This window comes from Marinobacter sp. OP 3.4 (genome assembly GCF_036224885.1).
Taxonomy (GTDB): domain Bacteria; phylum Pseudomonadota; class Gammaproteobacteria; order Pseudomonadales; family Oleiphilaceae; genus Marinobacter.
This window is the reverse complement of sequence record NZ_JAVVLT010000105.1, coordinates 22,107-34,508: the sequence shown is the minus strand read 5'-3', so window position 1 is coordinate 34,508 and position 12,402 is coordinate 22,107. Positions and strand designations below refer to the sequence as shown.

Here is a 12,402-nt window from a genome sequence, read left to right as displayed (position 1 = left end):
ATCATTTTCAGGTTGCGCATGATGCGGTCACCGGAATGGGGGTGCTTGTCAGTCAACTGCACCACGTATTCACGATCGTAGCGGAACGGTTCACGTCCCTCGGGTTCGATAACGATGGAACCGTAGGCGCCATCCGGCTCCTGAAAACCGGAGTGGCTGTGAAACCAGTAGGTGCCTGCCTGCTGGATAGGGAATTCGTAAGTGAACGTTTCACCCGGCTTGATGCCTGGGAAACTGATACCTGGTACACCGTCCTGATCGAAAGGAAGGATCAGGCCGTGCCAATGAATGGACGTCATCTCATCCAGATTGTTGGTCACGTTGATCTTGACGGTTTCACCTTCCTTGAAGCGCATCACCGGTCCCGGAGATGCGCCGTTGTAGCCAATACCTTCTTTCACGAAATCGCCGGTATCGATTTCGACCCGATCAACCGTGAGATCATATTCGCCGGCCATAACCGATGTAGACATCAGCAGGCTTAACAACGCCGAACCTAAACGGCTTTTCATGTTTGTTACTCCAAATCGCACTGCACTATGGCCCCCACAGGAGAAATACCTGTAAGCCCTCTGCTTCAACGCCTTACTAGTGAGCTGAGTTACTGAACCTTAACGTCGCCGTACATCCCTGCCTGGTAATGACCCGGAACATTGCAGGCGAATTCGATATTGGTGTTATCGGAAAACTTCCAAATGACTTCCTGGCTCTGGCCCGGTTCCAGCAGGACGCTGTTGGGGTCGTCGTGTTTCATGGACTGGCCGTTCCCCATGTCCATTTCCATCATGTCGTGGTTGAGTTTCCCGCCCTGGATGACGCCGTGTTCGACCATCATCATCATTTCCTCCTGATGGCCCTCGTGCATCTCGGGGGTGCCGATATTGAATTCGTGAACGAGGTTCCCTTTATTCTCCACCACAAACCGCACCGTCTCCCCGGGGCTTACAGTGATTGATTCCGGTTCATAGTAGTTGTCGTACATTTCGACTGTTATGGTTCGGCTGACCTCTGAGGCTTTGCCGGGCTCACCACTCGCAGCGCCGTGACCATGGCCTCCACCATGGGTTCCAGCGGCTAAGGCGGTCGCCGACAATGAGATAGTCGCGGCAGCAACGAGGAATTTTGATACGGTCATCTATCTTCTCCCTTGAACAGCTTTGGCCCTGAAGGCCGGGTTGTCTCACTAAAAACTTGAGCAATATCCGGAAACGGTTGCTACCATCGCTCAGCAACCTGAATCCAGGCTGAAAATCGGAATTATTTTTTGTTCAGGCACAATTCAGCTTGGGCAGCGACACTGACGGACTCTGATGCTCAATTCGGGAAGGCAGGTCAGGAATGCGATTACTTCTGGTGGAAGATGACCCTCTGCTGGCAAATGGGCTAAGCGCCCAACTGGAAAAGGCCGGTTTCAGCGTGGATACCGCCCGCACAGCACGGGACGCCCGACAACTCGGGCAGCAGGAAAGCTACCGGGCCGGTATTCTTGACCTAGGCCTGCCCGACGGCAACGGTCTGGACGTACTGAGGCAGTGGCGGACGCATAAGGTCAGCTTCCCGGTGCTGATCCTGACGGCCAGAGGAGACTGGCAGGACAAGGTCAATGGTCTGAAGGCCGGCGCCGATGATTACCTCGCAAAACCTTTCCAGACAGAAGAACTGATTGCCCGGCTTCACGCCATCGTCCGGCGAAGCCAAGGCAGAATAATGGATACCCTGACAGCGGGCCGATTCGAGCTGGACGAAAATCGCCAGACGTTAAAAGCCGGTGACGACACCGAACATAGCCTGACCGGCACGGAGTTTCGCTTGCTCCGCTGCCTGATGAGTCGTCCCGGGCAGGTTTTCTCGAAAGAACAGCTTCTGGACCAGCTATACAGCCTCGACGACACACCCAGCGAAAACGTTATCGAGGCCTATGTGCGGCGGCTCAGGAAGCTGGTGGGTCCGGACACCATAAAGACCCGACGTGGTCAGGGGTACCTGTTCGATGCCGATAGCCGCTAGACCTCGCTCAGTCAGGGGGATGCTCCTGATTCTGCTGCTTCCGGCAGGTATTGGCCTGATGGCACTGGCCTGGATCATCCACGGGGCCTTACTGGATAGAATGTCCACGGACTTCGTGGAGAGCCGCCTGCAAGACGAGGTGGCTTTTCTGGAACACCAGGTCCGCCAGTCCGGCGGCCGGATTGATACTCTCCAGACCGGCGATTATTTCCAGGAGGTGTTCCACCACGCCTTCGCTATTGCCTCTCCGTCCAGGCAGGCCATCTCACCGGAAACCTGGGCTCCGCTGCTGGCGCCGTTGCTATCCTCCAAGCAGGAGGGAGCCGTAAGAGCCCGGGGTGCTGAGGTACCCGATGCGCCTTCCGAAATGCTTGGGTATCGCCGTGCCTTCTCCGTCGACGGAAATCCCTTCGTGGTCATTGTTGCCGAGGATATGCAGGCGCTTCAGCGGAGTCAGGCCGAACTCCATACCTGGACTGCGGTCGTCTCCGTCTTACTGGTCAGCCTGATGATCGGAAGCATATGGGTGGGCATCACTCTGGCCCTGCGGCCAGTAGTGGGCCTTCGGGCGAGCCTGAAAAAGCTTCAGTCAGGCGATATCTCCCGTATTAACGCAGACGGCCCGGAGGAGTTCCGGCCCCTCGTCCGGCAACTCAATCAGCTGCTGGATTCACTGGATGACCGGTTGGAACGCTCCCGTGACGCCCTTGCCAACCTTTCCCACAGTGTGAAAACGCCCATAGCGGCTGTCAGACAGATCCTGGAAGACACCAGCCGACCGCTTGATGAGAACCTGAGACGGGAAATGGCGTCGCGCCTCGACGACATAGATGCTCAGCTGGAGTCAGAAATGCGGCGAAGCCGGTTTGCAGGTCCACAGGTCGGTCAAAGTGCCTGCCCGGTCAAACAGGCCCGGGACCTGCTGTGGATGCTCGGCCGCCTCTACCCCGATAAATCTTTTGAACTGTCAACGGATCTGCCTGAACACCATCGCTGGCCTGTTGAGGAGCATGACCTGAACGAAATCCTTGGCAACTTGCTGGATAACGCAGGCAAATGGTCGTCCCGCTGGGTGGAACTCACGCTGGGTGAAGATCAAGGTCAGTTAAAAATCATCATCAGCGACGACGGGGCCGGCGTCTCAGAAGCCGCCCGCTCACAATTGGGCAAGCGGGGATTGAGGCTGGACGAGCAGACACCCGGTCATGGACTGGGGCTGGCTATTGTCCACGCGATAGTTGACCGTTATCAGGGGCAGGTTCATTACACGTCCAGTAAGGCGGGAGGTCTTGCTGCAGGTGTTGTACTCCCTGGTGCAGATTGATTTGGGGTCACAATCCCCCGATTATCAGGTAAGCGTTTAGCACTCAGGACTGGTCGCCGTTCACGTTGACGACAATACGCAATTGACGTCTCACTTGCGGCCGAGTCTGCATGGCAGAAGTGTTTTGAGCAAGCACCTCTGTCGCACCGCATCGAAATTCGAGCCCGCGAACATATGCGCAGAATCCAACCGGATAAAGTGCTGTCCTTCTGTTCTGGCGACCAAGACGATTATAAACGAGTTCGCGACTGTATGCCGATAGCCCAACGTGCCCAATAGCCACTTCAAATAGCCGGAAATTTTATGGTTCCCAACTTTGGAAAAGTTATGGGTAAAACGACAGATCAGAATACACCCAAGGCTGACGTAACCCCATCGACCAGACCAATTCGTCTTTGTCGATCATCTGTGCGTACCCATCCCCTGACGGACCGCCAACGCCCACGACCTACTCCAACGACTGCACGTCGGGGCTGTCATCTGCCCTCCCGACACCCTTGCCAGCCGGCAGGAAATCATGCTTCCCAAACACTTCCGCCAGGATATTCTGCTCAATGGCACTGCGCTGCGCGGGCCGGCAGGGATAACGCACTACCAGATGAATTTCTCCGGCCAGGGGCACCTGTATGCTGACCCTCGGGTCCACCATCGGCACCTCCAGCCCCCGCCGGTCGCCAAGGCGACGCATGTACTTGCGGGCGGACTCCAGGTAGGGCTGGCACTGGGCCTGGGTGACCTCCAATAGCACTTCCTGCGCCTTCTGCCAGTTATCCTCCCGCTTGAAGGGCACCGTGAATACGTGCAGCACATAATCCTCAGTGAAGCTTTCGTTGATTATCGGTTCGGACACGAACAGGGAATTGGGGATGACCGTGGCACGCCCGGTGCGCTGGTGGGTCAGCTTGCCCGGCCCCACCTCCAGGATGGTGGTGGCCAGCAGGTTCTGGTCGATCACGTCGCCCCGGAAGTCTTTTACCTGGATGCGGTCGCCAATGTCGAAGGAGCGGGCGCCGCCCTTCACCAGGGACCCCATGAAGCACAGGATCAGTTCCTTGGTGGCCACCACGAACGCCACAGCGATAGCCACGATGGACAGGGCCAGGGTGCGCAATTCCTGCCCCCAGATCATCACCAGCCCCAGCAGGAACACCAGGATCAGGCCATTGCGGGTCTGCACCAGCCATTTGCGGCGCAACTCCGTGGACTGGATGCTGGTGCGGATCACCTTCGAAAGCAGCGCCCGGACCACCAGCACGATCAGCACCAGGGCAAGCGTTGTGCCCAGCAGGCGAAGTGCCGGCATGGACAGGTTCAGTTGTGCGATTTCCGACGAGACCTGCTCGATCATTCCCCTTTGCCCTCACCCCAGCGGGGCACCAGCGTCTGGGGCAGCCCCAGGTGATCCAGCAGCCGGGCGACGATGAAATCCACCAGGTCATCCACTGAACCCGGCTTGTGGTAGAAGCCGGGGCTGGCCGGCATGATTACCGCCCCCATCCGGGTCAGTTTCAGCATGTTCTCCAGGTGCACCTCGGAATACGGCGCCTCCCGGGGCACCAGTATCAGCGGACGGCGCTCCTTCAGGGCCACATCCCCGGCCCGCTCGATCAGGTTGTTGCTGGCACCGGTGGCCAGGGCTGACAGGCTGCCGGTACTGCAGGGGCAGATCACCAGGGGCGCCTTCTCTCCGGAGCCGGACGCCGGGGGCGCGAACCAGTCCTCGTGACCGAACACGGTAAGCTGGCCGTCCCGGGCCCCGCTGTATTCCTGCAGGACTTTCAGGGCGCCGGCGGTGGACGCCGGCAACTGGACCTCAGTCTCGGTGGCCAGCACCACCCGGGCGGCCTTGCTGACCATGACGTTCACCCGGCAATCCTGGGCCACCAGGCACTGTAGCAACCGCAGGCCATACTGGGCGCCGGAGGCTCCGGTCATGGCCAGGTTGATCACGCGGGGTTCGGCAGTATCAGCGACCATGGCCGGCCTTCTCCTCCAGGCGGCCAATCAGTCGCTGGTGGATACCACCAAAACCGCCGTTGCTCATGATGACCACGTGGCAGGGTTCGGACACTTCGCCCAGCACCCGGCGGATCAGTCCGTCGATGGTCTCGTCACTCTGGTGCCGTTCCGGGTCGCCGCCACCGCTGCGGTACTCCTCCATCAGGGTGGTGAGCCATTCCGACTTGCCGGTGTTGGCCCAGATCACCCGGTCTGCCAGGTCGGCGCTGCCCAGCAACCGCTCCCGGTGGACGCCCTGCTGCATGGTGTTGGAGCGGGGCTCCACCAGGGCAATGATGAGTTCATCGCCCACCCGGTTGCGCAGGCCTTCCAGTGTGGTGGCGATGGCGGTGGGGTGATGGGCAAAATCGTCGTAGACCCGGACGCCATCGATATCCGCCAGCAGCTCCATCCGCCGCTTGACACCGCCAAACCGGTTAAGGGCGGACACGGCGTGGTCCGGGGTGACTCCCACATGGCGGGCCGCGGCGATGGCGGACAGGGCATTGCGGACATTGTGCAGGCCGGTCATGTTCCAGTTGACCGTGGCCACCGGCTGCTCGTGGTGAATCAGCATGAAGCTGGAGCCGTCATCCGCCAGCAGTTCGGCCCGCCAGTTCGGGGCGCCGGCCTCGCTGCCGATGGCGATGGTCTGCACCGGGCTCCAGCAGCCCATGGCCAGGGCCCGGTCCAGGTGCTCATCCACCGCCGGGCGGATAATCGCCCCCTTGGAAGGCACCGTGCGTACCAGGTGGTGGAACTGGCGCTCAATGGCTTCCACGTTGTCAAAGATATCGGCGTGGTCGAATTCCAGGTTGTTCAGGATGCAGGTATGCGGGCGATAGTGGACAAACTTGGAGCGCTTGTCGAAGAAGGCGCTGTCGTACTCGTCCGCCTCGATGACGAAGAAATCGCTGTTGCCCAGACGGGCGGATACGGGGAAGTCCTTCGGCACACCGCCCACCAGGTAGCCGGCCTCGAAGCCGGCCTGCTCCAGGATCCACAACAGCATGGAGGTGGTGGTGGTCTTGCCATGGGTGCCGGCCACCGCCAGTACCCAGCGATCCTTGAGCACCTCCCGGGCCAGCCACTCGGGGCCGGACATATAGTCCAGGTTACGGTTGAGCACCGCCTCCACCTCGGGATTGCCCCGGGACATGGCATTGCCGATCAGCACCAGGTCCGGCGCCGGCTTGAGGTTATCCGGGCGATAGCCTTCCATCAGCTCGATCCCCTGGGCCTCCAGTTGGGTGCTCATGGGCGGATAGACGCCCTGGTCCGATCCGGTCACCTTGTGCCCCAACTCTCTGGCCAGTACCGCCAGACTGCCCATGAAGGTACCGCAGATTCCCAGAATATGGATGTGCATAGTGCGCCAGACGCCCTCGATCGCTGTTGCTAATGGATACCCGCCGTCCATAACCGCTGCATCGCGGTCGGCGGAGGCCCTCAAGACTCCCGTATACGTCAGGTTCCGTCAAGGTGGGTGTCATGAAAACTATGGCAGATTCACGTATCATTCGCCCTATTAGCCGGTCTGAAAGGCAGACCGGAGCACCCGTTTCCGAATCCAGTGTCCAACCAGCAGGAGGCGCCAGCCCAAGATGGCCATCAAGAATGCGTTCTATGCCCAGTCCGGTGGTGTAACCGCCGTTATCAATGCCAGTGCCTGCGGCGTGATTGAAACCGCCCGCAAACATCCGGAGCAGATTGGCAGGGTGTACGCCGGTCGCAATGGCATTATCGGGGCTCTCAGGGAAGAGCTGATCGACACCACCGAAGAATCCGACGAGGCCATCCGGGCCCTGATGCACACGCCGGGCGGCGCCTTCGGCTCCTGCCGCTACAAGATGAAGAACCTGACCGAGAACCGCCGCGAGTATGAACGGCTGGTGGAAGTCTTCCAGGCCCACAACATCGGCTACTTCTTCTACAACGGCGGTGGCGACTCCCAGGACACCGCGTTCAAGGTGTCCCAGATCGCGGACAAGATGGGATACCCGATTACCTGCATCGGCATTCCCAAGACCGTGGACAACGACCTGCCCTTCACCGACTGCTGCCCCGGCTTTGGCTCCGTGGCCAAGTACGTGGCCACTTCCACCCTGGAAGCCAGCCTGGACATCAAGTCCATGAGTGAGTCCTCCACCAAGGTGTTCATCCTGGAGGTCATGGGCCGCCACGCGGGCTGGATTGCCGCCTCCGGTGGCCTGGCCGGCAAGGGCCAGGGGGAACCACCGCACATCATTCTGTTCCCGGAAATTCCCTTTGAGCGGGAAGCCTTCCTTGCCCGCGTCGAGCAGTCTGTGAAGGACTACGGCTACTGTGTGGTGGTGGCCTCCGAAGGGGCCCAGTACGAGGACGGTCGCTTTGTCGCCGATGCCGGCGGCAAGGACGCCTTCGGCCACACCCAGCTCGGCGGCGTGGCCCCCACCCTGGCCAACATGGTCAAGCAGGCCCTGGGCTACAAGTTCCACTGGGCGGTGGCGGACTACCTGCAGCGGGCGGCGCGCCATATCGCGTCCGCCACCGATGTCGAACAGGCCTACACCGTCGGCCAGAAGGCCGTGGAAATGGCCCTGGCCGGCAAGCAGGCGGTGATGCCCATCATCGTCCGCGAGCAGTCCAGCCCCTATCGCTGGCACATCGGTGAAGCCCCGCTGAGCGAAGTGGCCAACCAGGAGAAGAAGATGCCGATCCACTACATCACCGATGATGGTTTCGGCATCACCGACGACTGCCGGCAGTACCTGCAGCCGCTGATCGAGGGGGAAGCCTTCCCGCCGTTCGAGAATGGCATCCCGAAGGTGGCGAAACTGGAGAACGTCCTGGCGGAGAAGAAACTGAAGACGCCGTTTGACGTATAAGCGGAAAAGGCCCTGCGGACCACACCCGCAGGGCCTTCACGGCACGTAACGACTCAGGACTGAATCAAGGATACCCTGCCCCGGGACGGTCCTGTCATCGACCGCCGAAAAAGCCCCCCCTTCAGGCCTGCCCGGCCACATACCGCGAGAACTCATCAAAACCGCCCACATACTCGTTACCCACCAGGATCTGGGGCACGGTGCGCACCGGGCGACCGAGCTTGGCGGCCACATCGTCCTTGGTCATGCCCAGGGCGGGCATGTCGACAAATTCGTGCTCATACCCCTTCTGGTCACAGAGCTGGCGGGCCATGGCGCAGAAGCCGCAGCTCATGCGGCCGTAGATTGTCACCTTGTCCAAGGGTTACCTCCGGAATGCCTGTCTTTGAGTCGGGTAATCATGACATCAGCGTCATAATATGCCCAGTTGATGCTTTGAATGGCGATCATAGGCATCGGCGATGGTCTTTACCATAGGGGCCCACCGAGGCCTCAGTGGGAGTTTGATCCGGTGTCGCCGTAGAGGAACTGACGCAGCAGCGGTTCGCCATTGAACTCGGCCCGCAGCACGGCAATGAAGGTGTACACGCCGATCAGCTTGCGGTTGAGGAAAACAAACTCCTTGGGGGGCACCTGGAAATAGCGGCTTATGGCGGAGCGGGCCGCCTCCCGGGCCACCCGTGACGGCAGGTCACTTTCCTTCCAGCGGTACTGACCGTCGGCATTGACCGCGTAGTCGGGCCAGTTGTAGTTGGCCGGCGCCAGGGGCTCGAGCACGGACATGCAGACCCGGCCAAACTTGTCGAGCACGTCCTCCGGCCATTCCCGCTTCATGAAGTGCAGTTTGACACCGCCGTCGATGACCGCCTCCAGGTCCTGTTCGTAGGAGGCCTGTATCATCTGGATGACCGGGCCCAGGAACGCCTTGCTGTAGGACTGCACCGCCCCGAAATCCAGCAGCACGATCTGGTCGTGCGCCGAATCGGACCCGCTCTCCCCGGCGATCCGGATGCGGTAGTTACCGAAGTTGGGGTCGGTCTGGATCTCCCCCCAATCGAACAGCTCCCGGAAGAACAACTCCAGTGCCGCCCGGCCCAGTTCGCTGCGACGCTCCACGGGCAGCGCGCGCACCGCTTCCGAGCTGACGGAATGGCCGTGTTCGTAGGTCTGGGCAATGATGTGGGCGGTGGAGTATTCCCACAGTACCCGGGGCACGACAAGGCGCGGATCGTCGGCCAGGCGTTCCCGGAAGCGTTCGGTGGTGGACGCCTCCAGCTTGTAGTCCACCTCCCGGTGCATCATCTCCCGGACCTCTTCCAGCCAGTCCCGGAATTCCGGCCCGAAGGAGACCAGTCGGGCCACTTTCAATAGCTGCGCCACCGCGTCCAGGTCGCTGTCCACGGCCCGGTCCACGCCCGGGTACTGGATCTTGAGCACCAGTTCCAGTCCATCGGACAGACGGCGGGCCCGGTGCACCTGCCCCAGGGAGGCGGCACCAATGGGCTCCGGGTCCACCTCCAGCTCGGCCAGGCGATCCGGGCCCAGTTCGTCCTTGAGGACCCTTTCCACCGATCTCCACTCCAGCGCCGAGGTCTGGTCTTCCAGGGTGTGCAGGGCCTCGGTGACCTCCTCGGGCAGGAAGTGCTCTCCGTAGAGGGCCATCATCTGACCGATCTTGACCACGCTGCCCTTGAGCTGACCAAGTTCCTCCACCAGGAACCGGGCCTGTTTCGAGAGCATGTCACGGCGGCGCTGTTCCCTCTGCTCCGAACCGGAAAACCAGCTTGTGGCCATATGAGAGGCCACCCGGGTGCCGGCATACAGTCCGGCCCGGGTCATGCTGAGACGACGCTCAAAACTGCCGGTGCGGATACGGGAAACGGTTTTTGCCTTTCGGGGTCCGGACATGGTCCACCTGACGGGGTGGTCAACCACCCCCTGTTCCAAGATTTGATGAGGCCCCGCGCTGGGCGGTGCCGGGCTCTGCCCTACCAGATGATAGCAGCCTCAAGATGTCGGATGATGACCGACACCGGGCAAATCCGACTCACGCTGCACGGTCTGGGCATCATGGCCAAGGGCGACAGCCAGTGTGTCGGTCAACCGCTTGGCCAGGGCTTCCAGGTTGGCGGTCGGGCTGAAATCGCGAACCTGGCACATGGGCATGCCGGAAAACCCGCAGGGGTTGATGCGGGTGAACGGCTCCATATCCATGTCCACGTTAAGGGCCAGACCGTGGAAGGAACAACCCCGACGCACCCTCAGGCCGAGGGACGCAATTTTCGCGCCGTCCACATAGACGCCGGGGGCATCCGGTCGTGGGGCGGCCTCGATGCCCTCGGTGGCCAGCACGGAAACCAGTGACTGCTCGATGATGTCCACCAGCTGGCGCACACCCAGGCCGGCCCGGGGCAGGTCGACCATCAGGTAGACCACCAGCTGGCCCGGGCCGTGATAGGTTACCTGGCCGCCACGATCCGCCTGGACCACGGGGATATTGCCGGGTGAGAGGATGTGCTCCGCCTTGCCCGCCTGCCCCTGGGTGTACACCGGCGGATGCTGCACGCACCAGAACTCGTCCGGCACCGACCGGTCGCGACTGGCGGTGAACGCCTTCATGGCCTCCCACACCGGCTCATAGGGGCGCAGCCCCAGGTCACGGATCACCAGCGGCAGGTCAGGGTGCGCCATCAAAGAACCATGTGTACCCGGCCACTGGCCTTCAGGTCTTCGAACAGTGCCTTGAGCTGGGGCTCTCCGGTGGCCACGATGGTTAACTGCACCGAGGTGAAGCGGCCATTGCGGCTGTCGGTCACCGAGATATGTTCCTCACGGATACCGGGGGCATGTTCCTCCACCACGGCCACCACGTAGTCCGTGAAATCCGGGGCGGCGTGACCAATGACCTTGATGACATAGTCACAGGGGAACTCGATTTTCGGGGCGTTGGGTTGTGACATCTGACGGCCCTGCCTTGTTAATTCCTGGCGTAACCGGTTCAACTGAACAGGTTATGGAAAAAGAGTTTGATGGCGTCAATCAGGCGCTTGAAGAAGCCACCTTCAGGAACCGGCTCAATGGCCACCAGCGGACGCTCCGCCAGTACCTCGCCATCAAAGCTGATGGTGACCGTGCCCAGCTCGTCACCGGCCGACACCGGGGCCTCGATCACGGAATCCACTTCCACCACGGATTCCAGGGAGTCACGGGCGCCTCGGGGGATGGTCAGCACCATATCCGACGCCAGCCCCAGGTTGAGCTGGTCCTGCTCGCCCTTCCACACGCGGCTTTCCAGCAGGCTCTCACCACTGTCGAACAGACGGGCCGTCTCGTAGTAACGGAAACCGTAGTTGAGCATCTTCTGCACTTCACGGGCCCGGGCCTCGCTGCTGTCAGTGCCCATCACCACGGCGATCAGCCGGGTATTCTCCCGCTCCGCCGAGGCTACCAGGCAATAGCCCGCCTCCTCGGTATGGCCGGTTTTCAGGCCATCCACGGAGGGGTCACGCCACAACAGGGAATTCCGGTTGGGCTGGCGAATGTTATTGTAGGTGAAGTGCTTCTCGGCATACAGCGGGTAGTTTTCCGGATAGTCGTTGATAATGGCGGCGGCCAGCAGCGCCAGGTCGTAGGCGGTGGAGTACTGGTTCTCGTGGGGCAGCCCGGTGGCGGTCTCGAAACGGGTGTTCTCCATGCCAATCAGTTGGGCCTGCTGGTTCATCACGTCCGCAAACGCCCCCTCCGAACCGGCAACATGCTCCGCCAGGGCCACCGACGCATCGTTGCCGGACTGTATGATCACGCCCTTGAGCAGTTCCTCCACACTGACCTTCGAGCCTTCCTGGATAAACATCCGGGAACCACCGGTCTGCCAGGCCTTGACGCTGACCGGCACCATTTCGTCCAGACTCAGGCGGCCCTCATCCAGCTCCCGCTCGACGATGTAGGCGGTCATCATCTTGGTCAGACTGGCCGGCGGCAGGCGCTCGTCGCTGTTGGATTCCATGATGATCCTGCCACTGGCGGGGTCCATCAGGACGTAGGAGGTGCCATTGATTTGCGGCGGCGACGGAATCAGCACCTGCTGGGCCTGGGATACCAGCGGCAGCATGGCCAGCAGGACGAGTGTGACGAGGAAACGACAGAGGGTTTGAGGGGTCATGAGGTTGTTCACATCAGTTTTGATCAATGGATGAACCAGCGGGG

At 61.0% G+C, this 12,402-nt stretch carries 13 protein-coding genes; 3 read left to right on the top strand and 10 right to left on the bottom strand.

Features of this window, described 5'->3' with window-relative positions; all coding sequences use genetic code 11:
* A partial coding sequence (locus tag RO069_RS17860) for a multicopper oxidase domain-containing protein (RefSeq protein ID WP_328189429.1) occupies positions 1-512 on the bottom strand: 512 nt, incomplete at its 3' end.
* A gap of 89 nt (positions 513-601) precedes the next feature.
* Positions 602-1,135, bottom strand: coding sequence for a cupredoxin domain-containing protein (locus tag RO069_RS17855; RefSeq protein ID WP_328189428.1), 534 nt, complete (start codon positions 1,133-1,135; stop codon positions 602-604).
* A 203-nt stretch (positions 1,136-1,338) separates the two neighbouring features.
* On the opposite strand from RO069_RS17855, the gene RO069_RS17850 reads away from it, so the two are divergent.
* Complete coding sequence (locus RO069_RS17850) at positions 1,339-2,007, top strand: response regulator transcription factor (RefSeq protein ID WP_328189427.1); 669 nt, start codon at positions 1,339-1,341, stop codon at positions 2,005-2,007.
* Positions 1,991-3,331 (top strand): ATP-binding protein, encoded by a 1,341-nt coding sequence (locus RO069_RS17845; RefSeq protein WP_328189426.1) that lies wholly within the window; start codon positions 1,991-1,993, stop codon positions 3,329-3,331. Before RO069_RS17850 ends, RO069_RS17845 begins: the two co-directional genes overlap by 17 nt.
* Before the next feature lie 448 nt (positions 3,332-3,779).
* Here RO069_RS17845 and RO069_RS17840 read toward each other — a convergent pair whose 3' ends face one another.
* The 3 genes from RO069_RS17840 to mpl are packed head-to-tail and all read right to left on the bottom strand — an operon-like array spanning position 3,780 to position 6,698.
* Positions 3,780-4,679 carry a mechanosensitive ion channel domain-containing protein gene (locus RO069_RS17840; protein ID WP_328189425.1) on the bottom strand — a complete coding sequence of 300 codons (900 nt, stop codon included), beginning with the start codon at positions 4,677-4,679 and terminating at the stop codon, positions 3,780-3,782.
* A complete protein-coding gene (locus RO069_RS17835; protein ID WP_328189424.1) occupies positions 4,676-5,308 on the bottom strand; it encodes a flavin prenyltransferase UbiX in 633 nt (210 codons plus the stop codon). The genes RO069_RS17840 and RO069_RS17835 overlap by 4 nt, the downstream gene beginning before the upstream one ends.
* Positions 5,298-6,698 (bottom strand): UDP-N-acetylmuramate:L-alanyl-gamma-D-glutamyl-meso-diaminopimelate ligase, encoded by a 1,401-nt coding sequence (gene mpl / locus RO069_RS17830; RefSeq protein WP_328189423.1) that lies wholly within the window; start codon positions 6,696-6,698, stop codon positions 5,298-5,300. Before mpl ends, RO069_RS17835 begins: the two co-directional genes overlap by 11 nt.
* 235 nt (positions 6,699-6,933) lie before the next feature.
* On the opposite strand from mpl, the gene RO069_RS17825 reads away from it, so the two are divergent.
* On the top strand, positions 6,934-8,196 hold the full coding sequence (locus RO069_RS17825) for a 6-phosphofructokinase (protein WP_328189422.1): 1,263 nt from the start codon (positions 6,934-6,936) through the stop codon (positions 8,194-8,196).
* 121 nt (positions 8,197-8,317) lie between these two features.
* Here the strand turns inward: RO069_RS17825 and RO069_RS17820 are convergent, their stop codons facing one another.
* From RO069_RS17820 to RO069_RS17800, 5 genes are all read right to left on the bottom strand, one after another.
* Positions 8,318-8,548 carry a glutaredoxin domain-containing protein gene (locus RO069_RS17820; RefSeq protein WP_328189431.1) on the bottom strand — a complete coding sequence of 77 codons (231 nt, stop codon included), beginning with the start codon at positions 8,546-8,548 and terminating at the stop codon, positions 8,318-8,320.
* Between the two features lie 140 nt (positions 8,549-8,688).
* Complete coding sequence (locus RO069_RS17815; protein WP_328189421.1) at positions 8,689-10,104, bottom strand: ABC1 kinase family protein; 1,416 nt, start codon at positions 10,102-10,104, stop codon at positions 8,689-8,691.
* 99 nt (positions 10,105-10,203) lie between these two features.
* Entirely contained in the window at positions 10,204-10,887 is a 684-nt protein-coding gene (lipB, locus tag RO069_RS17810) for a lipoyl(octanoyl) transferase LipB (protein WP_328189420.1), read from the bottom strand.
* Positions 10,887-11,156, bottom strand: a complete 270-nt coding sequence (locus RO069_RS17805) for an HP0495 family protein (RefSeq protein WP_328189419.1) — start codon at positions 11,154-11,156, stop codon at positions 10,887-10,889. The genes lipB and RO069_RS17805 overlap by 1 nt, the downstream gene beginning before the upstream one ends.
* 38 nt (positions 11,157-11,194) lie before the next feature.
* Positions 11,195-12,358: a D-alanyl-D-alanine carboxypeptidase family protein gene (locus RO069_RS17800; protein ID WP_328189418.1), complete on the bottom strand. Its 1,164-nt coding sequence runs from the start codon at positions 12,356-12,358 to the stop codon at positions 11,195-11,197.
* Positions 12,359-12,402: the final 44 nt, after the last annotated feature.